23 protein-coding genes and 1 pseudogene are annotated in these 24,137 nt (G+C 52.8%); 12 read left to right on the forward strand and 12 right to left on the reverse strand.

What is annotated here, in order from left to right:
* Positions 1 to 285: 285 nt before the first annotated feature.
* Positions 286 to 519, reverse strand: a pseudogene (locus LGT44_RS10950) (acetyl-CoA C-acetyltransferase); the annotation flags it as partial.
* Positions 520 to 757: 238 nt separating this feature from the next.
* Between LGT44_RS10950 and LGT44_RS20335 the strand changes: the two are divergent.
* From LGT44_RS20335 to LGT44_RS10960, 3 genes are all read left to right on the forward strand, one after another.
* Positions 758 to 886 carry a hypothetical protein gene (locus LGT44_RS20335; protein WP_456243407.1) on the forward strand — a complete coding sequence of 43 codons (129 nt, stop codon included), beginning with the start codon at positions 758 to 760 and terminating at the stop codon, positions 884 to 886.
* A gap of 94 nt (positions 887 to 980) precedes the next feature.
* On the forward strand, positions 981 to 1,853 hold the full coding sequence (locus LGT44_RS10955; protein WP_230332326.1) for a hypothetical protein: 873 nt from the start codon (positions 981 to 983) through the stop codon (positions 1,851 to 1,853).
* A gap of 47 nt (positions 1,854 to 1,900) precedes the next feature.
* Positions 1,901 to 2,386, forward strand: coding sequence for a hypothetical protein (locus tag LGT44_RS10960; RefSeq protein ID WP_230332327.1), 486 nt, complete (start codon positions 1,901 to 1,903; stop codon positions 2,384 to 2,386).
* 69 nt (positions 2,387 to 2,455) lie between these two features.
* On the opposite strand, the gene LGT44_RS10965 is transcribed toward LGT44_RS10960, so the two are convergent.
* The 5 genes from LGT44_RS10965 to LGT44_RS10985 all read right to left on the reverse strand — a co-directional run bounded on the left by LGT44_RS10965 (position 2,456) and on the right by LGT44_RS10985 (position 8,003).
* Positions 2,456 to 3,637, reverse strand: a complete 1,182-nt coding sequence (locus LGT44_RS10965) for a thiolase family protein (protein WP_230332328.1) — start codon at positions 3,635 to 3,637, stop codon at positions 2,456 to 2,458.
* A 137-nt stretch (positions 3,638 to 3,774) separates the two neighbouring features.
* Positions 3,775 to 4,923 carry an acyl-CoA dehydrogenase family protein gene (locus LGT44_RS10970; protein ID WP_225692269.1) on the reverse strand — a complete coding sequence of 383 codons (1,149 nt, stop codon included), beginning with the start codon at positions 4,921 to 4,923 and terminating at the stop codon, positions 3,775 to 3,777.
* A 7-nt stretch (positions 4,924 to 4,930) separates the two neighbouring features.
* Entirely contained in the window at positions 4,931 to 5,692 is a 762-nt protein-coding gene (locus tag LGT44_RS10975; protein ID WP_145469639.1) for an SDR family NAD(P)-dependent oxidoreductase, read from the reverse strand.
* A 16-nt stretch (positions 5,693 to 5,708) separates the two neighbouring features.
* The gene (locus LGT44_RS10980; protein ID WP_230332329.1) at positions 5,709 to 6,119 is read right to left on the reverse strand and encodes a hypothetical protein; all 411 of its coding nucleotides are present in this window, start codon (positions 6,117 to 6,119) and stop codon (positions 5,709 to 5,711) included.
* Positions 6,120 to 6,614: 495 nt separating this feature from the next.
* A complete protein-coding gene (locus tag LGT44_RS10985; protein WP_230332330.1) occupies positions 6,615 to 8,003 on the reverse strand; it encodes a DsbA family protein in 1,389 nt (462 codons plus the stop codon).
* A gap of 106 nt (positions 8,004 to 8,109) precedes the next feature.
* On the opposite strand from LGT44_RS10985, the gene LGT44_RS10990 reads away from it, so the two are divergent.
* The 5 genes from LGT44_RS10990 (at position 8,110) to LGT44_RS11010 (ending at position 14,850) form a co-directional block, all read left to right on the forward strand.
* On the forward strand, positions 8,110 to 8,436 hold the full coding sequence (locus tag LGT44_RS10990; RefSeq protein ID WP_145469641.1) for a hypothetical protein: 327 nt from the start codon (positions 8,110 to 8,112) through the stop codon (positions 8,434 to 8,436).
* 17 nt (positions 8,437 to 8,453) lie between these two features.
* Positions 8,454 to 9,674 carry a cation:proton antiporter gene (locus tag LGT44_RS10995; RefSeq protein ID WP_230332331.1) on the forward strand — a complete coding sequence of 407 codons (1,221 nt, stop codon included), beginning with the start codon at positions 8,454 to 8,456 and terminating at the stop codon, positions 9,672 to 9,674.
* Between the two features lie 227 nt (positions 9,675 to 9,901).
* Positions 9,902 to 10,876 carry an HlyD family secretion protein gene (locus LGT44_RS11000; protein ID WP_230332332.1) on the forward strand — a complete coding sequence of 325 codons (975 nt, stop codon included), beginning with the start codon at positions 9,902 to 9,904 and terminating at the stop codon, positions 10,874 to 10,876.
* Between the two features lie 81 nt (positions 10,877 to 10,957).
* Complete coding sequence (gene rbbA / locus LGT44_RS11005; protein ID WP_230332333.1) at positions 10,958 to 13,723, forward strand: ribosome-associated ATPase/putative transporter RbbA; 2,766 nt, start codon at positions 10,958 to 10,960, stop codon at positions 13,721 to 13,723.
* Between the two features lie 2 nt (positions 13,724 to 13,725).
* Positions 13,726 to 14,850, forward strand: a complete 1,125-nt coding sequence (locus LGT44_RS11010; RefSeq protein WP_225692263.1) for an ABC transporter permease — start codon at positions 13,726 to 13,728, stop codon at positions 14,848 to 14,850.
* Positions 14,851 to 14,870: 20 nt separating this feature from the next.
* Here LGT44_RS11010 and LGT44_RS20275 read toward each other — a convergent pair whose 3' ends face one another.
* Complete coding sequence (locus LGT44_RS20275; protein ID WP_145469646.1) at positions 14,871 to 15,260, reverse strand: VF530 family protein; 390 nt, start codon at positions 15,258 to 15,260, stop codon at positions 14,871 to 14,873.
* 143 nt (positions 15,261 to 15,403) lie between these two features.
* Positions 15,404 to 16,525, reverse strand: a complete 1,122-nt coding sequence (locus LGT44_RS11020; RefSeq protein ID WP_222428579.1) for a putative solute-binding protein — start codon at positions 16,523 to 16,525, stop codon at positions 15,404 to 15,406.
* A gap of 290 nt (positions 16,526 to 16,815) precedes the next feature.
* Between LGT44_RS11020 and LGT44_RS11025 the strand changes: the two genes are divergently transcribed.
* Entirely contained in the window at positions 16,816 to 18,633 is a 1,818-nt protein-coding gene (locus LGT44_RS11025) for a 5'-nucleotidase C-terminal domain-containing protein (RefSeq protein ID WP_225692262.1), read from the forward strand.
* Between the two features lie 110 nt (positions 18,634 to 18,743).
* Here LGT44_RS11025 and LGT44_RS11030 read toward each other — a convergent pair whose 3' ends face one another.
* Together LGT44_RS11030 and LGT44_RS11035 are read right to left on the reverse strand one after the other, a co-directional pair.
* Positions 18,744 to 19,994, reverse strand: coding sequence for a glycosyltransferase (locus tag LGT44_RS11030; protein WP_230332334.1), 1,251 nt, complete (start codon positions 19,992 to 19,994; stop codon positions 18,744 to 18,746).
* A gap of 354 nt (positions 19,995 to 20,348) precedes the next feature.
* A complete protein-coding gene (locus LGT44_RS11035; protein ID WP_230332769.1) occupies positions 20,349 to 20,837 on the reverse strand; it encodes an HPP family protein in 489 nt (162 codons plus the stop codon).
* 126 nt (positions 20,838 to 20,963) lie between these two features.
* On the opposite strand from LGT44_RS11035, the gene LGT44_RS11040 reads away from it, so the two are divergent.
* Complete coding sequence (locus tag LGT44_RS11040; RefSeq protein WP_230332768.1) at positions 20,964 to 21,575, forward strand: TetR/AcrR family transcriptional regulator; 612 nt, start codon at positions 20,964 to 20,966, stop codon at positions 21,573 to 21,575.
* Between the two features lie 4 nt (positions 21,576 to 21,579).
* Here LGT44_RS11040 and LGT44_RS11045 read toward each other — a convergent pair whose 3' ends face one another.
* Together LGT44_RS11045 and LGT44_RS11050 are read right to left on the reverse strand one after the other, a co-directional pair.
* The gene (locus tag LGT44_RS11045) at positions 21,580 to 22,149 is read right to left on the reverse strand and encodes a hypothetical protein (protein ID WP_230332767.1); all 570 of its coding nucleotides are present in this window, start codon (positions 22,147 to 22,149) and stop codon (positions 21,580 to 21,582) included.
* The gene (locus LGT44_RS11050; protein WP_145469652.1) at positions 22,146 to 22,628 is read right to left on the reverse strand and encodes a hypothetical protein; all 483 of its coding nucleotides are present in this window, start codon (positions 22,626 to 22,628) and stop codon (positions 22,146 to 22,148) included. Before LGT44_RS11050 ends, LGT44_RS11045 begins: the two co-directional genes overlap by 4 nt.
* A 136-nt stretch (positions 22,629 to 22,764) precedes the next feature.
* Between LGT44_RS11050 and LGT44_RS11055 the strand changes: the two genes are divergently transcribed.
* Both LGT44_RS11055 and LGT44_RS11060 read left to right on the forward strand, forming a co-directional pair.
* Positions 22,765 to 23,601: a hypothetical protein gene (locus tag LGT44_RS11055; protein ID WP_230332766.1), complete on the forward strand. Its 837-nt coding sequence runs from the start codon at positions 22,765 to 22,767 to the stop codon at positions 23,599 to 23,601.
* A 35-nt stretch (positions 23,602 to 23,636) separates the two neighbouring features.
* Positions 23,637 to 24,035 (forward strand): GFA family protein, encoded by a 399-nt coding sequence (locus LGT44_RS11060; protein WP_225692256.1) that lies wholly within the window; start codon positions 23,637 to 23,639, stop codon positions 24,033 to 24,035.
* Positions 24,036 to 24,137 lie beyond the last annotated feature (102 nt).

Genomic DNA, 24,137 nt, shown 5'->3' on the forward strand with positions numbered 1-24,137 from the left:
CCCCCCCCCCCCTGCTCCCTACGACCACTCCTGCCATAACAACAGCTTTGTATTTTTAAGCCCCCCCTTCGCCGATATCTGTGTATAAAAGCGGCATCAGAATTAAGAGTACTATTCTGCCTGCATAATTTTAGGCAGGAGATCCCCGAAAAATATCATCGATACGGGGATCGAATGACCAGACTACTGATTTCCGCAACCTGAGTCCTGCAGTTATCCGCCTGCTCTCAGGTTGAGACACAGACCACAGATACTGAGGCTGCTGCACAGGTACAGAGTATTCCTGCTTACAGGACTTCGATAGCCACCACCAATACAGAGAGAGGTTACGCCTTTTGTCAGGCCAAGCTGTTGCAGTGCATTCATCAGGGTAACTACGATACGTGAACCGGAAGAACCAATCGGGTGACTAAGTACGCAGGCACCGCCATTGACGTTGACTTTATCCTCATCCAGCCCCAGTCCCTGAATCGCCAGCAGGCTGACGACGGCAAAGGCTTCGTTAATTTCATATAAATCACCTCGGCACCATTGATGATGAGGTATGAGTATAATTTCGCTCTGCTACTTGAATATAAACATACCAATGGGATTGTAAATCGGGAAGATATTACGCCATATAAAGCCCAGAGCATGGCACATAACGAGTTTTTCCCGGAAGGCAGGTTTCATCAGTATATCTTTTACGATCATCAGATGAATACTGTAACACTCCTATTGATGCCTCGCTCACATCAGAAAATCTTCTTATCAGGGCCTGGCTATGCTGGACAACCATCTTGGTAAGCGCAGACTCAGGAACCTGGATTCATCAAAAGAGAGTAAAAGGGTTATTTTGTTTTACAAAATACGATGTGAGTGCGAAAATTTGCCGTTCAATCCGTAATTTAAAGCGACGAAGAAAAACGTCTCATATAGACTGACCTTAATATGAGAGCATTCCCGGTAATCGAGTGATTAATTTTGGTTTTTAAGTTTTTATGTATAAGAAAATACTGGTAGCTTTCACTTTTTTATTACAAATATCAGGCTGCGCAACCACCCAGGGCGGTAAAGGCTTTGATCTGGTTGATGACAACGAATACGCTAAAGCCCTGCCCTTCTTTGAAGCCGCCGCGATTCAGGATGGCGACAAGACCTCCGCTGTGATGGCCAGTTTTCTGTACTTATCCGATTATCAGATACCACGGGACATTGATAAGGCTAAAAAATACTTCGAGTTAGCCAAAAGCCTGGGATATGCCCCCTGGGATCAGTATCTTGATTACTTCATCCCCTTAGCTGAAGCACGGATAATGCTATATGACGACGATCCGGATAATGACAGCCAAGGTACAGATATACTCAGAGGTAACCGCTATTCTGAATACTCACCTGCACTGGGATTGCTGGCAAAAACTTATGCCTTTGGTAAAGGTGTCGATAAGAATCTAAAAATTTCAAAGCTCTTATTTCAAAGAGCCATTGACCATGACCGCTATGTTTATTCCGCTCATCATTATGCCTGGTGGTTAGCCACCCATCCTGACGAAGAGTTCAGAGATGGCGCATTGGCATCAGAGCTTATTAAAGATGTCATAGAAGATGATGAGGAAGCGGAAAGATCATCCACACTGGATACGCTTGCAGCAATATATGCAGAAAATGGCCAATTCAACGAGGCTGTCAAAATCCAGAAAGAAGCAATTGAGAAACTGACAAAGGAAAGTAAAGAGCACCCACAGTTTATCGTTTGGGAAAGCTGGCTGAGTTGCCGCTTAAAAACCTACGAACAAGCCCAACCCTGGCACTATAAATCAGGTCAGATGCCCTTTTCTGGCGCAACCGGAAGCCAACCCTGTGTATGGGAATAAAGTGCCTGAATGACGCCCTTTGCATAGATCATCGATACGGGGATTGAATGACCAGACTACTGATTTTAGCAACCTCAGTCCTGCTGTTATCCGCCTGCTCTCAGATTGAAACACAGACCGCAGATACTGAGGCTGCTGCACAGGTACAGAGTATTCCTGAACCGCCTACCTGGAGGTTTCCCGATATTATGGAAGCTGCCCGTGAGCTGGTTCCCCTGAGTATCGAAGGTAAGCCTTTTAACCGCCATGGTTTTGCATATCCCATAGAGGAACTGAAGCAGCTGGATGTTAAAAACATGAGCGCCGCTGAGCTGCAGAATTATGCTGATGTTATAACCCATGCTTACCCGGATGCACTGGGCCGGCAGATTGCGGATGAGTGCGACAGCACAGAGGCGGATGAATTAAGTAACCGTGCGATCGCGACCGTGGCCTATGTGTCACTCAATGCCATTGATGCCGGTATTCGTTCTGAAGCAGCCGCCTGTCTGGCACGCGTTCAGGCCGATTTACAACGTCAGGAAAGCCACTGACCTTTGTCAGTGGCTTTAAGGCTGTTACTTGCAGAGTATGGCCTCCTGCCAAACCGGATAAACCCCTGCTTACAGAATCTCGACAGCCACCGCCGTGGCTTCGCCACCACCAATGCAGAGAGAGGCCACGCCTTTTGTCAGGCCACGCTGTTTCAGTGCATTAATCAGGGTAACCACGATACGTGAACCGGAAGAACCAATCGGGTGGCCAAGTGCGCAGGCACCGCCATTGACGTTTACCTTATTCTCATCCAGCCCCAATTCCTGAATCGCCAGCAGGCTGACAACGGCGAAGGCTTCGTTAATCTCGAATAAATCCACCTCGGCACTGTTCCAGCCAGCTTTTTCCAGCACCTTTTTTATTGCGCCGATAGGCGCCAGGGTAAATTCCGCCGGTAATTGCGCATGGGTTGCATGGGCAACGATGCGTGCCAGTGGTTGCAGGTTTTTCTGCTGCGCGTAGGCGCTGCTGGTCAGTACCAGGGCTGACGCACCATCGCTGATGGAACTGGCGTTGGCAGCAGTAATAGTACCGTCTTTTTTGAACGCCGGTTTCAGCGTTGGGATTTTTTCCGGGCGGGCTTTGCCCGGCTGCTCATCAACGTCGATCAGGGTATCACCATTGCGGTCTGATACCAGCACTGCCGCAATTTCCGGTTCAAAATGGCCGTTTTTAATCGCCGCCAGCGCCTGATTAAGCGAGCGGATGGCAAAGTTATCCATGGCTTCGCGGCTGATGCCGTATTCATCGGCGCTGCGCTGGGCAAACACGCCCATCAGGCCGCCTTCGTAGGCATCTTCGAGACCATCAAAAAACATCGAATCAATAACCTGGCCGTGCCCCATACGCATACCGGCGCGCGCTTTGGGTAATAAATACGGTGCCTGACTCATATTTTCCATACCACCGGCAATCATCACGTTATTGCTGCCCGCTTTGATCTGATCGTGGGCCAGAATAATTGCCTGCATACCGGAGCCGCACATTTTATTCACGGTCGAGCAGCCTGAGCTGTCGGGAATTCCCGCCGCACGCGACGCCTGACGCGCCGGGGCCTGCCCCAGTCCGGCTGGTAATACACAGCCCATAATCACTTCGTTAATCTCATCCGGGCTCAGGCCCGCACGCTCTATCGCAGCGGAAATAGCCACCGCGCCTAATTGCGGTGACGGTACACTGCTTAATTCGCCCAGCATAGCGCCCATTGGGGTACGGGCTGCCCCACAAATAACGACGTCATTATTGTGCATAGTTTGCTCCGGATTTTTTGGGCTGACGATCCCTGGATAAATATTATTGCCGGATGGTCAGCCACTTTTGTTTATATATCGGGGTTTATCTGAGTTGCTGCTCTGCGCTGTCGCTTTATCAGCTGCTGCCTGGACTGCTATTTTCCTAACAGGGAACGGGCAATCACTTCTTTCATAATTTCTGACGCGCCGCCGTAAATACGCTGCACACGGGCATCGGTAAAGGCGCGGGAAATCGGATACTCCGAGGTGTAGCCATAACCACCAAATAATTGCAGGCAACCATCGGCTACGCGAAACTGCATTTCGGTGGCGCTGTATTTCGCCATCGATGCCGTAGCGGTATCCAGCTCACCGGCGCTGTATTGGCCAATACACTGGTCAATAAAGGCCTGATTAACGCGGTATTCGGTTTCCATTTCAGCAATGCGGAAACGGGTATTCTGCAACTGGCTGAGTTTCTGGCCGAATAATTCACGCTCGGTGGTGTAGGCGACGGTTAAATCCAGTGCGCCACGGGCGGCGGCACAGGCCAGCGCACCAATCACCAGACGCTCGCGTGGTAATTCGCGCATCAGGTAAACAAAGCCCATGCCTTCTTCACCCAGTAACGCCGATGCCGGAAGGCGGATATTGTCGAAAAACAATTCAGAGGTATCGCCGCAATGCTGACCGATTTTTTCCATATTGCGGCCGTGGCTGAAGCCCGCAAGCGTCGTGTCGACCAGAAATAAACTGATGCCTTTGGCACCGGCCGTCGGATCGGTTTTCGCCGCCACAATCACCAGTCCGGCGTGCTGGCCGTTGGTAATAAAGGTTTTTGAACCGTTAAGAATATAATGCTCGCCGTCTTTTTTTGCCGACGCGCGCATAGCCTGTAAATCGCTGCCCGCGCCGGGTTCGGTCATGGCGATGGCACCGACGATTTCACCGCTGGCCATTTTCGGCAGCCACTGCTGTTTTTGCTGCTCGCTGCCGATATGCTGCAGGTACGGCGCAACAATATCGGAATGCACCATCACATTGGTCGCCAGTGCGCCAAAGCCCATGCGCGCCAGCTCGGCACCGACTACTACGGAATAATCGAACGGTACACCGCAACCGCCAAATTCTTCCGGCATATCGACACATAACAAACCCGACTCACCCAGAGTGCGCCAGATTTGTGCCGGTACAATGCCGTCTTTTTCCCACTGCTCATAATGCGGAGCAACTTCGGCTTCGAGCAGGCGGGCTACGTTATCGCGGAACAGTGCGCGTTCCTGAGGTTCTTTAATAAAGCTCATGCTGTTCTCACTTCGGTGCCATGCGCAGAGCGCAATCCAGACGGATAACTTCGCCGTTCAGAATCGGATTTTTAACCATCTGATTCACCATCATGCCGAATTCTTCCGGACGACCAAGGCGCTGCGGAAATGGCAGTGTCGCCGCCAGGCTGTCCTGCACTTCCTGGGGCATACCGGCCATCATCGGTGTCATAAACAGGCCGGGGGCAATGGTATTAACACGGATACCGCTGCGCGCTAATTCACGCGCCGACTGCAGTGTCATTGCCACCACACCACCTTTGGAAGCGCTGTAAGCCGCCTGACCAATCTGGCCTTCGTAAGCCGCAACTGACGCGGTGCAGATAATAATGCCGCGCTCGCCATCGGCATTGGCTTCGCGCTCCATCATCTCGGCCGCGGCCAGACGCATAATATTAAAGGTACCCACCAGATTGACCTGAATAACGCGGTTAAAAGCATCCAGCGCCATTGGCCCTTCGCGGCCAACAATTTTTGCCGCCGGAGCAATACCGGCACAGTTCACGGCAATGCCACACAGGCCATGAGCTTCGCGTGCGGTTTTAAAAGCGGCCTCGGCACTCTCGGCCGACGACACATCACAGCGCACAAAAATACCGCCAACTTCTTTGGCCAGCGCTTCGCCCCGCTCTTCCTGTAAATCGAAAATCGCTACCCGGCAACCTTCGGCGGCCAGTGCGCGTACCGTGCCTTCGCCCAAACCTGACGCGCCGCCGGTGACGATGGCGGCTACATTATTAAATTCCATGACATGCCTCTTGTTATTAGTTGTTATTGATTTTCCTGACTGGAATACCTGTTAACGGGTTATACGATGAATAAACAGCGGAGTTCAGTGTGACGCAGCTTGGCTGGGCAAACCATGACAAGATTGCGCAGGAAATTTGGCAAAAAAAAGCAGGAAGAGAGAGTTGTCGCTGTGGGGTTGCTCCATAGCCGCTGCGCGGGATGGCTTTTGCGATTAATTCAAAGCCAATGCGGGGCAAGCCCCTGCGCCCCAATCTGAATAATCCTGCGATCTCGGTAACACGAATAATGGGCGGTACTCCGGGCGTCCTGCCCTTCGCCCCTTGGGTCAGCCTGCGGCTGCTCAATTTTTTGCCTGACAAAATTGTCCATGGCCCTATTCGCTCGCCCGGCACCCTGCCAGAAAGTACCAGCGCAGTATTATTCAAACCGGCGTCCTGCAGGCGCATAAAACCATAACGCTAAGCCGCTTTTCAGCCACGGATTTTTTTATGTTAAAAAGCTGCGTGCAGCTGAATTTGTCTGTCTGTGACCTGCCTAATCGAGCGATATCGCGGGCATGGCCCGCTCCTACACTTCGGCGTTTGTTTTATATACGGCTTTGCGTCTGGATATATGCGCACATGGCCCGCCGCAGCGAACGATGGTTTTTCTGATCCGCCGGGCATGGATGCCCGGCGAGCGCGCAGCGACATGGACAATTTTGTCTGGAACAAAATTGAACAGCCGCAGGCTGGCCCGTAGGGCGAAAGGCAGGATGCCTGAAGTCTCTGCACGGGCGCGTGGTCAGAAAAATCGAGTGAACAAGGATTAACGGGCCACAAAGCGCGAAGCGGGGAGTTTGCCCGACCGGCGTGAGGGGTAAGACACCTCAAAGAGGTCATAGGGCCGGGCTGCAGCCCAAAAGCCAGCCCGCGCAGCGGCTACTCAACCGCCCCGGCTTGTCTTAACGCCCGCTCTATCACAAAAATCCTGTCCTGCCCCCAGACCGCCAGCTCGCCATAACGCATACTGGGCACGCCCCATAACCCATAACTGATCATTTCCTGGCGGTTGGCTTCGGCCCAGTCCTGCCAGTGTGTACGCCAGTCATCACGCTGCAGAATGGCTTTGGCGTCAGGCCAGTTAAGGCCGGCGCGCTGCACGATAAGGCGCATGCCGGAGTCGGTTTCGGCCAGTACACCTTCGCTGTTAACCGCGCGGGAGAAACTCAGTAAATAGTCGGCGGCTTTGCCCTGCTGCTGCGCCCAGGCGAACAGGCTGTAACAGCGTTCCACCCCGGCACCGAGCGGGTCGGCGACATAGCCGTACGCAATGCCGCGCTTGCGTGCTTCGCGCTGGGTGTCGGCGAAGATGTACCATTTTTTCAGCGCCGGTACTTTCAGCCCGCGCATCAGCATGGGCAATACCGGTTTAATTATTAATGGCTGGCGGTAGTGCTGTGCCAGTTGCAGCATCTGCTCCAGCCCCAGATGGCTGTAGGGGCTGCGCGCGGAAAAATACAGCACCAGCGGTTTGTTTTCTGCAGGAGGAATATCAGCAACAGGATGGCAGCAGAAGTCGCGCCAGGTGCGGTTAAATTCCATCAGGGTACCATCGGCCTTTTGTAAGCCCAGATCGCGCAGACGCTGCTGCAGATGATCGAGACGATCCAGCCCCCAGTACCATTCGCCTTCGTAATACAGCGTTGCACTGAGGTAATGCCCCAGTTGCTGCAGGCGTTGTTCATTGCGGCGCAGATGCTCGTTCAGGTCGTGATTGAGCAGCGGATAACTGTCCAGCACCCGCGTATCGTCGTACCAGTAAGCGCGGAATACCTTTTCTACCGCCTGCCAGTCGGGCTGGCCGCGACGCTCCAGCAATAACAGCTGGGCACTGGCCTGTAAGCGGCGCATCGCGCGCTGCTGGCTTTGCTGTTGTCGGCGTTGTTGTGGGTTTTGTTGTTGTGAATCCGGCAATTCCTGTGATGGATAATCCAGCCCATACAGCCCGGCCAGATAACCGGCATCTTTAAAGGCATTGCTGTGCCACAGCGCAGGCTCGGGGTACATATCGTCCTGCAGCTCCAGCACGGTAAAGCAACGCACGCTGACGCCATAATGCTGCTGAAAATCCGCCAGTATCTGTACCAGCAGATAGCTGTAAGGGTCGTCGATGCGCAGAAAAACCTGTATTTCATGCGGGCGATTGGCCAGCAGCCTTCGACCTTCACGCCAGCGGCGGCGCAAAGCCAGTAAACCGGGCTGACTGAGTAGGCGCGCAGCCTGCGCCTGCAGACGGGCGCGGAGGAAAAGCGTCGGTATTAGTGTCATTGGGATTCTTATTGTTATTCGATGCTTTATACTAAACCTCCGTGTCAGACATGTCAGGTCTGTTTCCTGACTCCTTGTACGACCATCAGTGCGCTAAAGCGAGCCTATGAATAAACGCCCGAGCAAACGCGATTTACGCGATCAACTGAATCAGGAAGTCGATGACTTTCTGCGTCAGGGTGGCGAAGTAAAAGAGGTGGCCCGTGGCGAAACCGGGCTGCAGAATGGCCGCTATAACGATCACTCCCTGGCCTTTGATAAGCCCAAAGAAGAACGCACTCCGCTGACCGATGTATTAAAAACCATCGACCAGCGACGCGAAGCCAGCCGCAAGCACAGCAAACCGGCAGCCGAGAAAAAACACCGCCGTCCGCGTAAAAAAGTCATTTACGATGATTTTGGCGAGCCATTGCGTATTATCTGGGAAGAATAACCGGAAAGGATTTTTCCATGCTGGCTGAACCTCTTGCTCTGTTAATTGCCGCCGCAGTATTTGCTTATGCGCTGTTTTCCCGCAAGACCGAGCAGGCCGCGCTGACTGCGCCGATGATGTTCACCGCCCTGGGGATTTTGCTCGGGCCGGCCTGGCTTGACTGGGTAACCGCAGAAATTGACGGCAAAGGCCTGATGGTGCTGGCGGAATTTACTCTGGCACTGATTCTGTTTGTTGATGCCAGCCAGATTGAACGTGCCCATCTGGTCAAATTTGAAGTATTACCCATCCGCCTGCTGGCTATTGGCCTGCCACTGACCATGGTTGCCGGCACCCTGCTGGCCTATCCGTTATTTGCCGGAGGCTGGCTGCTGGCGGCCCTGCTCGCCATTATGCTCACGCCGACCGATGCGGCACTGGCACAATCTATTTTTAATAAAAAAGATATCGACGAATCACTGCGCCATTCTATTACTGTAGAAAGCGGCCTGAACGATGGCATTGCGTTGCCGGTTTTATTATTTGTTATGGCCCTGCTGGCAGCAAATACCGCTGCCGGTTCTGCCATTGATCATCTGCACTGGCTGTTGTTTATCAGCAAACAATTTCTGATCGGCGTGTTATGCGGTGTTGCAACCGGCCGGGTCGGTGGACTGCTGACCGAGACCGCTGCCCGGCGTCAGTGGATGACGGCTTCATTCCAGCGCTTATCAGCCCCGGCACTGGCTCTTCTGGCATACAGCGGGGCTGAGATTCTTGGTGGTAACGGTTTTATTGCGGTGTTTCTCGCCGGGCTTTTTCTGCAGTCACATCACACCCTGGTACTGCAGCGTCTGAAAGAATTTGGTGAAGCCGAAGGCCAGTTACTGAGCCTGACCATGTTCTTCCTGTTTGGCCTGATTTTTGTGCCCGATGCCCTGCCACACATCACGCTTAACAGCTGGATTTACGCCCTGCTGAGCCTGACCGTTATCCGTATGATTCCGGTATTTATCAGCCTCACCGGCAGCGGCCTGCCATGGCGCGCGCGTATGTTTCTTGCCTGGTTTGGCCCGCGCGGTATTGCCAGTATTCTGTATCTGCTGCTGGTCAGCGAGCAGCTCGGCTTCGGCAGCAGCAATCCGGATCACGCCGAACTCTTCGCCACCACCGTACTGACCGTGCTGCTCAGCATTTTTATTCATGGCATTTCGGCGCGCTTTTTTACGCGTCTGAGTGTGGATAACAAACCGACATAGCCGACACTCTGTCCTGAAAATGCAACGACCCTGCGATAAAACGGAGCTAAGCCGCATAAAACCTGATCTTTCTTGAGCAAAGACCGTATTACCGATAACTATCCTGTTGCTGAAGTTTGCGCAATATCAATAGCCTTATGGCCCGGATTGAGTACCCTTGGCAGCACAGTATTTATTATTCATCCCTGTTTGTTCTGCCCCTTTTTCTGCCTTAAGGAGTTTGTGTCATGGAAACGAAGAAAATTCTCTCTGCCGCTGCCGTTATTCTCGCCGCGGTCGGCACACTGGCCTGGACTTTATTTAACCCATCATCACTGCCGGAAGGCCTGGTTGAAACCAACGGCCGGCTGGAAGCCGAACAGGTGGAAGTGGCCACAAAAACCGCTGGCCGGGTAGCCGAAGTTCTGGTCAGCGAAGGTCAGCTGGTCGCCGCCGGTGATTTGCTGGTACGCATGGATAACCAGCAACTGCTGGCGAAAAAGCGCGAAGCCGAAGCACAGATTGCCCAGGCTGAACTGGCCGCCGAAGAAGCCGCCGCTGCTGTCGCCCAGCGTCAGAGTCAGCTGAAGCTGGCCAATGCCGAATTAAAACGCGCGCAAACCCTGTTTAAACAAAAAGTCGCCCCGCAGGACAAACTGGATCAGGCCGAAACCCAGCAGGAATCAGCAAGCGCCGGTTTGCGTCTGGCACAGGCCACCGAAAAACGCACCCAGGCCAGTATCGAAGCGGCACGTGCCGGACTACAGGAATTACAGAGTCTGCTGGATGACACACAGATTTACGCCCCGCGTAACGGCCGTGTGCAGTATGTACTGGCACAACCGGGCGAAGTGCTCGCCGCCGGTGGCCGGGTGATTACCCTGCTGGATGTTTCCGATGTGTATATGACCATTTTCTTACCGGCCACTCAGGTTGGAAAGCTGGGTATTAATGACGAAGCACGACTGGTGCTCGACCCGATTCCGGAATACGTGGTGCCGGCGCGGGTTTCGTTTATTGCCGGTGATGCGCAATTTACCCCGAAATCGGTAGAAACCAGCGAAGAGCGCAACAACCTGATGTTCCGGGTAAAACTCAGCATTGATCCGCAGTTACTGAAACTGCACGAAGAAAAAGTCAAAACCGGCGTGCGCGGAAGTGCCTATGTGCGTACCAACAGCACTCTGGAATGGCCGGAAAATCTGGCCGTGCAACTGCCCTGATATTCATATCCACCAACAATCGTCTGTAACAGCAAAGACTGCCGCAGACCCTGACCTATGAATACAGGTATGGATACAGATATGGATCAGCAAGCGTTCCGCAGCATTGTCAGAGCCCGCGGCTTAAAGCACGTTTATGGCAAAACCCAGGCGCTGGCACCGCTGGATATTGATATTCCCGCCGGGGTCATGGCTGGGTTTATCGGCCCAGATGGTGTGGGTAAATCCACACTGCTGTCATTAATTACCGGCGTCAGCCAACTGCAGCAGGGGCAGCTGACGGTACTCGGTGGCGATATTAATAACCGCCGCCACCGTAATGCCAGCCTGCCGCGCATTGCCTATATGCCACAGGGTCTGGGCAAAAACCTCTACCCCACGTTAAGCGTGGCGGAAAACCTGGATTTTTTCGGGCATTTATTTGGTCAGGATAAAGCCGAGCGCAACAGCCGTATTCAGCGTTTAACCCAAGCCACCGGTCTGGCCCCTTTTCTTGAACGTCCGGCAGGCAAATTGTCCGGCGGCATGAAGCAAAAACTCGGTCTGTGCTGCGCATTAATTCACGATCCCGATTTACTGGTACTGGATGAGCCCACTACCGGCGTTGATCCGTTATCACGTATGCAATTCTGGCAGCTGATTCAGGAAATCCGCCGTGAGCGGCCGCAGATGAGCGTACTGGTCGCCACCGCTTATATGGAAGAAGCGCAGCAGTTTGACTGGCTGGCCGCCATGGACGATGGCCAGATTATTGCCACCGGCACACCACAGGAATTACTGCATAAAACCGGCTGCGATACGCTGGAAAAAGCCTTTATTGCCCTGTTGCCGGAAGAAAAACGTGCCGGTCATCATGAGGTGGTGGTGCCCCCGGCGGTGCAGCACGATGGTCCTCCCGCGATTGAAGCACGGCATTTAACCCGGCGTTTTGGCGATTTTATTGCAGTGAATGATGTCTCCTTCCGCATCCAGCGCGGCGAGATATTCGGCTTTTTAGGTTCCAATGGCTGTGGCAAAACCACCACCATGAAAATGCTGACGGGGCTTTTACCCTTCTCATCCGGTGAAGCGCGTTTATTCGGTCAGCTGCCGCAGGCCAATGATATGGAAACGCGGAAAAAAGTCGGCTATATGTCGCAAAGCTTTTCGCTGTACAGCGAAATCAGCGTACGCCAGAACCTCGAACTGCATGCCAAACTCTATGCGCTGGAAGAGCAACAGGGATCAGCGCGTATTGCCGATGTACTGGAAGAATTCGGTCTTGCCGACGTGCAGAGCAGTCTGCCGGAAAGTCTGCCTTTAGGTATCCGCCAGCGTCTGCAGCTGGCGGTTGCGGTATTGCATCAGCCGGATATTTTAATTCTGGATGAGCCAACCTCCGGCGTTGACCCGGTGGCGCGTGATCAGTTCTGGAGTCATTTAATCCGTCTGTCGCGTGAACAGGGCGTGACTATCTTTATTTCCACCCATTTTATGAACGAAGCCGAGCGCTGCGACCGTATTTCGCTGATGCATGCCGGCAAAGTGCTGGCGGTGGGAAAACCCGCCGAACTGGCGCAACAGCGTGGCAGCGCATCACTGGAAATTGCCTTTGTTGATTACCTGCGCGAAGCCGCTGGCCTGACAGACAGCCCGGTTAACAGTGACGTTTCAGTTGAAACACTGGCAGGCCGTCCGGATATTCCTGAACAGGACATGCGCCAGAAGCCTGTACGTCAGGCCTTCAGTCTGCGCCGTTGGTGGGCCTATGCCTGGCGTGAAACGCTGGAAATTCAGCGCGATCCTATCCGTCTGCTGTTTGCCTTATTCGGCCCGCTGTTACTGATGCTGACCTTTGGTTATGGCATTTCTTTTGATGTGGATAATTTAAAATACGCAGTCATCGATCAGGACCAGTCACGGGAAAGCCGTATGCTGCTCGAAGGACTATCCGGTTCGCGTTATTTCGACGAGCAACCCGCACCACTGGATTTTGCTGATGGTATGCAGCAATTGCGCAGTGGCAAACTGAGCATGCTGGTTGAAATCCCGCCGGATTTTGGCCGCCATTTATTACTCGGCTGGCAGCCGGAAATTGGTGTATTGATTGACGGCGCCATGCCCTTTAAAGCGGAAACCAGCGCCGGTTATATTGACGGCCTGATGCTGCAGGAATTACAGGCGATGGCCGCCGCCAGTCCGCAGGCATCCGGGCTCAGTTTACCGATGTCGGTCAGCACCCGCTTTCACTTTAACCAGTCATTTAAAAGTGTATTTGCCATTGTGCCCGGCGTAGTCATGCTGATGCTGGCGCTGATTCCGGCGATGATGACTGCACTGGGTATTGTGCGGGAAAAAGAAACCGGCTCTATTGCCAATTTCCGTTCTACCCCGGTCACCCGGCTGGAGTTTTTGCTTGGCAAACAGGCGCCTTATATTGCCATTGCCTTTTTAAGCTATATCACCCTGCTGTTAATGGCCGTGCTGCTGTTTCAGGTGCCGGTGCGCGGTTCACTGTTGACACTAAGCAGTGGTGCATTGCTGTATGTGTGGGCGACCACAGGTTTCGGTATGGTGATTTCATCTTTTACCCGTACTCAGGTTGCCGCCTTATTTGCCGCCGCGGTACTCAGCATTTTACCGGCGGTGAATTTCTCCGGTTTATTAACCCCGGTATCGTCATTAACCGGTGCCAGCCAGTGGCTTGGGCTGGGGTTCCCGTCGGCCTGGTTTCAGCAGATCAGCATGGGCAGTTTTACCAAAGCCCTGACCTTCTCCCAGCTATGGCATAACCATCTGGCACTGGCTGGTTTTGTGCTGCTCTTTACCCTGCTGGCCTGGCTCGGCCTGAATAAACAGGAGCGTTAATTATGCGTGTAAAAAATATCGCTCAGCTGGGCATCAAAGAGTTATTCAGCCTGAAAGCCGACCCGGTACTGTTGCTGCTGATTATTTATATTTTTTCGGTGGCTGTTTATACCGTGGCAACCGGGGTCAATTTTGAGGTTAAAAACGCCTCGGTCGCGGTGGTTGATGATGATAATTCCGCGTTATCGCGGCAGATTACCGCCAGCCTGCTGGCACCGGAATTTCAGCCTGCGGTGCGCATTGCAGCCTCCCGTATGAACGAAGTGCTGGATAACGGCGAGTTTGTCTTTGTGCTGGTATTTCCACCGGATTTTGAACGTGATCTGCTGCAGGGTAAACAGCCTGAAGTACAGTTAAATGTGGATGCTTCCGCCATGACCCAGGCCGGTAACGGCGCCGTGTATATTCAGCAGATTATTCTCGCCGAGGCCATTCATGCTTTGGCGCCAACACTGAACTTTGCCGACCAGCTGCCGGTTAAAATCAGCGTGCGTAAGCTGTTTAACCCGAATTCCAGCTCGGCCTGGTTTAACTCGGTAATGCAGGTGATTAACAGTGTGACCATGCTCGGCATTATTCTTACCGGTGCAGCCCTGATCCGTGAACGCGAACACGGCACCATCGAACATTTGCTGGTGATGCCGGTCACTCCGGCAGAAATTATGCTGGCCAAAATCTGGGCCAATGGTCTGGTGATTTTAATCGCAACCCTGCTGTCACTCTGGCTGGTTGTGAATAAGCTTTTGGCGGTACCCATTCATGGCTCGGTGACTTTATTTGCCCTGGCCTCGGCGCTGTACCTGTTTTCGGTAACGTCGCTGGGCATTATGCTCGGCACCCTCACCCGTTCCATGGCACAGTTCGGCCTGCTGATTATTCCGGTGGTGGTGATTATGTATCTGCTGTCGGGCGGTACGACACCGCAGGAAAGTATGCCGGATGCGCTGCGCTGGATTATGCAGCTGTCGCCTTCCACTCATTTTGTGTCACTGGCGCAGGATATTCTCTATCGCGGTGCCGGGTTTGAAAGTGTTTGGCCGTTACTGCTGATATTACTGGCGATTGGCGCGGTATTTTTCAGCGTGGCACTGGCACGCTTCCGCAAAGCCATTGTCAGTATGGGCTGATGCGTTCAGCCCAACCGGATTTATTCGCCGCGGGCTTTTTTCCAGGGGTCCGGAGCGCCGGGTTTACGGGGTTTGGCGGCGGCGCTTTTTTGCTTCTGCGCCGCTTTGCTTAAGCCATCACCGGCCGCCATGGTTTTGAGCCGCCCGCGAATCGCTTCTACCTCAAGACCATCTTTAAAACCGATAAACACCGCCTCCACCTGTGCTCTGGCCCAGGGGGTACGGCGCAGAAAGGTAAGACTGGAACGGATGCTGGGGTTGGAGCGGAAACAGTTGATACGCACCAGATCGCTGAGCGTTGCCCAGCCGTACTGATCCACCAGCTGGTTGAGCAGATTTTCCAGCGTAACACCCTGCAGATGGTCGGTTTTACGTGGTGCAGATGGAGTAGCAGGCGGGGTATCGGTCATGATTTTCTCTTCCGGGTTCGTACTTAAGGCGCGACCTTAGCAGATGGAGGAAGAAGCGCATAGCGACAGGTTACAGCTGACACCATCATCTGCACTCTGTAACTGCCAGCGACCGCCCTGACTGTCGCTGGCAACCGTCAGAATTACTCGACCGGCTGCGCACATTCCGAATGCGAAGGCTCAAATTTACAGCGGATTTTACGCTGCAGCGTCAGCATATCACCGTCGTAATAATCGCGGTCACGCAGGGCAATCCGTGCCTGCTGCATCATCAGCTGGTATTCGGCTTTGTCTTCCGCTGAAATATCAATCCACAGATTATCCGGCACATCACCAGTCTGACGTTCTACTTCTTTTTCAATAGCGGCAAAGCGGCTGTAAAAATTCTCACGCACCAGCTGGGCAATTTCAGTCGGAAATTTATCTTTACGGCCAATTAACTGCAGCGTTAACTGCGAGAACGGATAATTCACAATACCGCCCTTATCGCCGATACCGCGGTATAACTCCATAATGTTATAAGCCACCAGCGGTGCAGGTAATACATCCACGGCGCGGTTATTAAACTTACTGCCGGCACTGACTACGCTGGTCGGCACCGGATTGGCACCCAGCTGCAGAATCATTTCCGCCTGTACCAGATCGTAATCCATCACCGCCACGCGCTTACCCGCCGCTTTCGCCAGCGTGCTGATCTGCTTATCGTTGACGAAAATATAAGCCGCGCCCATAGGGGCAAAACCCATTACCACAAACTGGCCTTCTTCCATGCGCGGTGCATTTTTCGGATTGACCAGTACTTTCATCAGCATATTCATATGCTTTGATGACGGAATCGCACCAATCGCATCGATGGTGCCGGTAAATTTATTAAATAAACGCGCGCGGATACCGGTAAATAAAGCGGCATCGCACTGACCGGCTTTCAGATCATCGGCCAGCACCCCTTCATTGGTATAGGCCTCCATATTAATGGTCACCCCCATATCCAGCATCCGTGCCTGCTGATCCAGTGCAGCCGCATAAATAGGCCCGGAGCGGCCAAGAATATCCCAGACACAAACCGTTCGTGGCGGAATATTGCCATCAACCAGTGTATTGCCATACAGCTGCTTAATCGCATCAATGCGTTCATGTTCTGTCAGCGCCGGATTCATTGCTTTTTGGTGCAGAGCCTCTGCAGAAACAGCGGAACTGGTGGTGGATTGTGCGGCATACGCACTGCCAGTCAGTAACACGAGAGAAAACAGCAAAAATCGGATCATGGGAGGGCCTGCGTTTTGAATTGTTATTATTGTGCTGCCTGGCAGTACTTATCCGGCCAGACACGGCATGCTCGATAGTAGCCTGATGCTGCAGTCAGCAGCAGGTGAAAAAAAGAAACGATGGTCTTGTTTTTGGCGTAACCGGACATGCTGCTGATTCCGGCTAACCTGACAATAACTGACAAAATACATAGCAAGATCATAAAACTGACACCCAAACGTCATGCTTATCTCTTAGGCTCACCTTATCTGTGCACACATTAACCAACAGTAACCCTGTGAGATCCGCCATGAAACCTTTAAGCCGTATTATTGCCCTCAGCAGTCTGGGTCTGGTGACCTTGTTGAGCGGTTGTCAGGATGACGACAATAAAGACTCAGCCAAAGCCATCGACCTGACGATCCTGCACACCAACGATCATCATTCTTACTTTGAAGGCCAGACCTACGACCTGAAGCTGGACTACAACACCACCACCAGCGCGCCGGAAAATGTACGGCTTAACCTGGGTGGCTTTGCCCGTATCGCCAGTGCTATCAGCGCATACCGCGATGACAATACTCTGGTACTGAACAGTGGTGAATTAAACGGCACCCTGTATTTCAGCCTGTTTAAAGGCGAAGTGGATTTTAAAGTATTCAATGCTATTGGCCTGGATGCCTACGAACTGGGCAACCACGAATTTGATGAAGGCGAAAACCGTCTGGCCGAGCTGATTGAGATGGCCGAATTCCCGGTGATCAGCGGTAATATTCACCCGACCAGCAGCAGCCCGTTATACGGTTCAGATATTCAGCCGTACGTTATTAAAGAAGTGGATGGCGAACTGGTTGCTATTCTCGGTGTATTAAAAGTTGAGAAAACCCGTGAATCATCACTGGTTACCGACGCCGTTGAGTTTGATGAAGAAATTGCCTCGGTAAAAGAGCACGTCAGCAGCCTGCAGCAGAAAGGCGTGAATAAAATTATCGTGCTGAGCCATCTGGGTTACGACTTTGACCAGATTCTCGCCGCCAGCGTAACCGATGTGGATATTATTATCGGTGGCGATACCCATGATGTTCTCGATTCCAGCGGCGAACTGAGCAGTATGGGGATTGATGTTCACGGTGCATATCCGACGGTCATTATGAACCCGGCCGGTAAACCGGTTTATATTGCCCAGGCCTGGGAATATGCCAAGGGCCTTGGCCGTATGAATGTTTCCTTTGATAAACAGGGCGAAATTACCGCCATCAACGGTAATTTAGAATTGCTGGTTGGCGCACCTTATCAGGTAAAAAATGACAGCAATGCCTGGGTGGATGCCAGCGCAGAACAGCAAACACAGATTAAAGCCGCGATTCAGAATCTGAAAACCATCCGCGAAATGGCTGCCGACAGCCGTATCGAAGATATTCTCGCGCCTTATAAAACCGAACTCGAAACCTTTAAAAATGCGTCACTGGGCACTGTTACCAACACAATGCCGTTTACCCGCATTCCACAGCCATTTAATAATGGTGACACGCCATCGGGCAGTTACGCGGCACAGGTTGTAGCGGATGCGTTTATGCAGTATCTGCCGAAAGCTGATGTTGCGATTCAGAATGCCGGCGGTGTACGTGCAGAAATGGCCAGTGGTAATTTCACCGTAGCCGATGCTTACACCATTCTGCCGTTTTCCAATACCGTGGTTACCATTGATATGAGCGGTGCCGATATTGTGAAAGTGCTGAACGAAGGTCTGGATTATGCACAGGGTGTTTCCGGTTCAACCGGTGCTTTCCCGTACTCATCCAACCTGCGCTATGACGTAACCCTGGGGGCTGCGGCCGGAACCGGTATTCACAATGTCGAAGTGCGCAACCGTGCCACAGGCGTGTGGAGCAATATTGATATGGCTGCAACTTACACCGTTGCTACCAACTCGTTTACCGCACTGGGTAAAGATGGCTATAACACCTTTGCCAATGTGCGCGCGGCCAATCCGGCGGCTTTCGAAGAATCCGATGTGGCCTACGCTGTACCTTTAATTGAGTATTTCCGTGATGTACTGGCCAACAATATTTTACCGCCACTGGATGCGGCCAATTACTGCATTAAATCGGTAAGCGTTGCGCCCTGAGTATTTGTACTAAGAAGATTATCTGCAGCCTGATCACACTTATTAACAAGGTCTTGTGATCACCGGCCCGGCATTATGCCCGGCCGGTTTTTTTATATCTGCAACTGACTTTACTGAATGCGGTTTTTCGCTTCGATCCACTGGGCCATATACTGCGTGCTTTTTAAGCTGTGATGGCGCAGCATCATGCTGTAAAAATGCTGCTGACGGTGGGCCTGAATATTCTTACCGATAGCGGCCAGACGCTGCTGCAAACGCGGCGCATGTTCAGCAAAAGAAAAACGTGAACGAATCAGATTAAGTCCGTTAGCCTGTAAAATCCGCCACTGCGCTTCATCCTGATACAACGCCACCGCCTGCTGAATAAAGTCCTCAGCGCTATTGGCAACCAGCGCCGCTTCAGAGCCCGGAGAATACATACCTTCAGCACCAATGGCGGTCGTCACCGCTGGTGTACCGCATTCGGCGGCATCAATTAATTTGCCTTTTAATCCGGCACCAAAGCGTAATGGTGCCAGCATCACCCGCGCCGAACGCACTACCTGTTGCGCATCATCAGCCCAGCCTTTAACCAGAAAACCCTGACGGGCGTTATGCAGCTGGGTGGCTTTAGGCGGCGGATAAGCGCCATAAATATGCAGCTCAGCCTGAGGGAGTTGCTGGCGGATCGCCGGCCATAACGATTCTTTTAAATAGCGCACGGCATCCCAGTTAGGTTCATGGCGGAAGTTACCGATACTGATAAAGTGCTGACGCCGGGAAAAATCCGGCACCGTCTGTGCGGTGTTTTTTTCAGCCTGCATAAAGGGCAGATACAACAACTGAGTGGCCGGCACATTAAATTGTGACTGCAGCCAGTCCATTTCAAATTCAGAAATCATCAGGCTCAGATCACAACGCAGGATGGCAGCGATTTCGCGCACGGCCAGCTCGCTGTGCATAAATTCTGCCGGAGGCTGAATCACCGGCTGTTGCGGGTCGGCTTTAATCATCGCCGCACGCGCATGACGCAGACAGTGCAGGTCTTCGGTATCAAGAATACGCAATGCCTGTGGACAATATTTTTCTACCCGCCAGCCGAATTGCTCTTCCATCATAAAACGGTCAAACATCACCGCATCGGGTTTAAGCCGTTGAATAAAGTCATCGAACGACGAACAGTTCAGCGCCAGCTTATGTGGCTGAATATTCAGTGCAGGCAAATCCGTGGCATGTTCACTGAACTCGGCCGGTGAACCATAGTGCACGGTATAGCCACCCTGCTGCAGCGCCTGAATCAGCTGCAGCATACGGCTGCCCGCTGCCGAGGAATTGGGTTCGGGCCAGACATAGCCAATCACCAGCAGTGTTTTCGCCGGCACGGTCGTTTCGGGGGAAGTATTGAAATCAGTCATCGGCGGATTATAGCGGCCGCAATGCCCCGACCGCTATCAGGTAAGGCACCTCTGAATAATTCAGTGCCCGCTTCGGCTTACTGAAAAAGTTCAGATCAAGGCGCCACGTTGAAGGCACTATATTGAAGGCATCATGGGTTACGTCAAAACGTGACAACACCGAGCTGGATTTTTTCAGCAAGCCCCGAAGGGCGTGGACTGCAGAGCGTTTTGACGGTGTTGTCGATTTTATAAAGGACTCGCCATTCACTGCAATCGACGCCTTGTCAAAAGCACTCTGCAGCACTCACGCGAAGCTGTGCAGAATTATTCAGCGGTGCCTTAAAACCAGCGCAACGGATACGCACGACGGTTGATCATACGGTGGTAGATCACTCCGAACAGTACAATCAGCACGGCTCCGCTAAGCACCGGAGTCAGTAAAAAACCCCATTCAGGAACCGTCAGCATAACCAGCAATGGATTCGCTCCGGCCGGCGGATGCAGAGTATTGGTCAGCACCATCAGGCTGACTCCAAGCCCGGTCGCCAGCCCCAGTGTCAGCGGGCTGACCTCTGCATAATGCAGCATCAGCAAGCCGATCAGAGTGGTCAGCAGATGGCCACCGATAATATTGCGCGGCTGTGCCAGCGGGCTGTCGGGCAAGGCAAACAGAATCACCATGGTGGCACCAAAAGGCGCCATGATCAGCAGGCTGTGCTGCCAGTGCTGCAGTAATGCCAGGCTGCTGATACAGAACATTGCCCCGGCGCCGGCCAGTAAAGCTGCCCTGAGCGAGGTTATGGATGGGTGGCGTAAAAGATGAAGCATAGTGTCTCCTGTGATAACGGCTGTAGCGTTAAATTCAAACAAAATAGACCGATCGGTCTACCTTAAGCACAAGGTAGACAAATCGGTATACCTTTGTCAATATCGGCATATCAGCGGAGCCTTACCATGACCGATTCATCACCGACACCATCAGCAGTCAATGCTCTACCCGCCAAGCAGCAACAGCTGATACAGACGGCCTTTGCTTTGTTTTACCGTGACAGCATTCATGGCGTTGGCATTAATCAGATTCTGCAGGAAGCCGGTATTGCGAAAAAAACCCTGTACCACCACTTCGCCAGTAAAGATGAACTGGTACTGGCAGTGCTGGCCTATCGCGATGAGGTATTTTTTAACTGGCTTGAACAACGTATCCGCAGCGCCAGCAGCACAGAAGATACGGTGCAGCACTGGTTTGCCGCTCTGGATGACTGGTTTCATAACCGTGTGGCCGAGTTACAGGAATTCCGCGGTTGTTTTTTTATGCACAGCGCCGCCGAATTTACCGACCCCGCCCATCCGGTTCATCAGCACTGTGCGCAGCATAAAACCCGCCTCAGCGGCATGCTGAGCAAACACCTGGGGCAATGGCTGGATAGCAGAAAAGCAAAAAAGCTGGCGGATGATTTGGGTCTGTTAAAAGAAGGGGCGATTGTCTGCGCTCAGGTGCAGGGGAATAAAAAAGCCGCACGGCAGGCGGCTTTAATAGCTCAGAGCTTACTGATATCAGCCCATTAACGATTTATTCCGCTGCGGGCATTTGCCGCTGTGGCCGCTCCAGTACTTCGCGATACCAGATCGGCCAGCCGCGACTGGCACGGATTAATAATTTAATGCCGTTGTTCAGTTCCTGCAGCTGAGCAGCCGACAGATAATACAGTGTTTCACCCTGCGCATTGATGCCGTCTTTCTGTGGCTGAACACGGATATCCGGCACGTGGAAGTCGCGCAGCCATTGCGGTGGTTTGTTTTCTTCCAGCACTTCAAAGCGAACATTGGTGATATTGCAATCTTCTACGGTCACTGGAGCAGTCGGCCGGGCATTGCATTCTGCCAGCTGGGTCTGCAACGCGGCACGCTCCCGGTTGCATACACTCAAGGCCGAGCTGCATTCCTGCAGCTGGCTGGCACTGCTCTGCTGATCCAGCTTTAACTGATCACGTTCAGTGCTGACCTGCTGCAACTGATGTTTCAGGTCATTCACCCGGTACTCTTCTGCCGCCATTAACTGATTGTGCGTACTGGTCAGCATCACGCACCCCGGCAGGAAAAACGGCAGCGCCGCAATAAACAGACTCTGGCCCAGTTTCATTGGCTGCCCTCCCATACCAGAAAACCATCAATATCTTCGGCCAGTAATTCATCCAGCTGCTGCTGACTGCGTTCTGACCCCTGCTGCTTAAGCGCTTTGAGTAAACTCAGACGGTCATTAATACGTTGATTAATCACCAGCAGCTGATCACGCCCTGTCTTTAAGCGGTTAAAGGCTTCGATCTGTTCGTTCAGCTCATGGGTACGCTGGGTGATGGTGTTATTCAGACCTTCGACTTTGCCCTCAGCCTGATCGGCCTGCAGCTTTGCCGCATCGCGCTGTGCTTCAGCCTGAGTACGCTGGTTATTCAGTAAGGCATTGGCCGTCTTCAGACCATCCTGCTCACTGCGGCAGTTACGCAGCTCATCCTGTATCGCGCTGAGCTCCTGCTGCAAAGGACATTCCGGTGGGTTAAACACCTGATAAACCAGCGCAGAACCAAGGGCGGCAATAATGGCGAGATAGATATAATCTTTCACGATATTTCCCTGATGAATTATTGTTTATCCCTGTGCCATGACTCTGCCACAGAATATACGGCGGTAAAACTACTCATTCGCCCTGTCCGGCATTGTTGTTAAACTGCATTTTAAACACCGGGTACCGGTGTCCGCGTTGTTTCACCGCCAGCTCTGGCATCGTGAGGTTATTGTGCTGTTACTCGCCAAAATTCTGGTTACCTTCTTAACCGTTGTGCTGTTGGCCAAAGTGGCCGAACGTATGAGCCCGCGCCACGCCGGATTACTGGCCGGATTTCCTCTGGGCACGGCCATTGCGCTGTATTTTTTCGGCTGGCAGCAGGGACCGCAGTTTGCCGCTGACAGTGCCATATTTACCCTGTCGGGCCTGACTTCTGCTGTTTGTCTGGCCTTTGGTTACTGGCAGGTAGCTAAGCGTAAACCTGGCATGCAATGGTTGCCGCTGGCGGTACTCAGTGGCTTTGCCTGTTTTTTTTCTGCCAGCGTGATACTGCAGCAATTACCAGCCAACCGCTGGCTGAGTCTGGCGGTGGTGGTGGCTGCCATCTTTTTATTCCGCACGCTGTTTAAAGATATTACGGAGCAACAGATTGACCGCAGCCAGCCGCCGGCCAATAGGCTGGCCGAATTATTATCCGGAAAGGCCGCGACTCTGCTGTTCCGCGCCAGTATTGCCACCGCATCGATACTGCTGATTACCGGCCTCGCCGATCTGCTTGGCCCGACCCGTGCTGGCCTGCTGGCGGCTTTTCCGGTGAGCTTTTTCCCGCTGATGCTGATTCTGCATATCAGCTATGGTGCCGGCGTGCTTAACGCCACCATCAAACATTACCCCGATGGCATCGGTGCATTAGTGGTTTATGCACTGGCAGTCAGTTACCTGTATCCGCTGCTTGGCCTGCACTGGGGAACGGCTGCCTCGCTGCTGTGTTCGGTAGGCTACTTACTGGTCTATTCGCGTCTGAAGAAATAAATCCCAGGTCTGAAAAAAACAGAAGGAACCGCGTTATGAAAGGAAGTTGCCTGTGTGGCACGGTCAGCTACGAAATGGACGAACTGGCCATGCCCATTATGCATTGCCATTGTGATACCTGCCGTAAGGCTCAGGGCGCAGCCTTTGTACCCACCGCCGGTGTTAAACGTGAACACTTCCGCTGGCTGAGCGGTGAAGACAAGCTCAGCTGCTATGAATCATCACCGGGTAAAAACCGCTGGTTCTGCTCACGCTGCGGCAGCCATTTAATGGCCGAACGTCCGGCGATGCCGCTGGTGATTGTGCGTGTTGCCACCCTTGATGAAGACCCGGGTGCGCGGCCACAGGCGCATATCTGGCAGGAACACGACAAGCCCTGGCTTAACTGGGAAGGGATTGACGGTTTTGCCCAATGGCCGCCCGGAAAAAACTGATACGCTTAGGGCCTGTTAACACTAATTAAACAGGCCTGTTATTGGCTAAAAATTTCTCAAACAAGGCGCTGAGAGTGTGGCCTAACGGGTTAAGCGAACGAA

It is taken from the genome of Thalassolituus alkanivorans (assembly GCF_020447205.1).
In the GTDB taxonomy this organism is placed as follows: domain Bacteria; phylum Pseudomonadota; class Gammaproteobacteria; order Pseudomonadales; family Oceanobacteraceae; genus Venatoribacter; species Venatoribacter alkanivorans.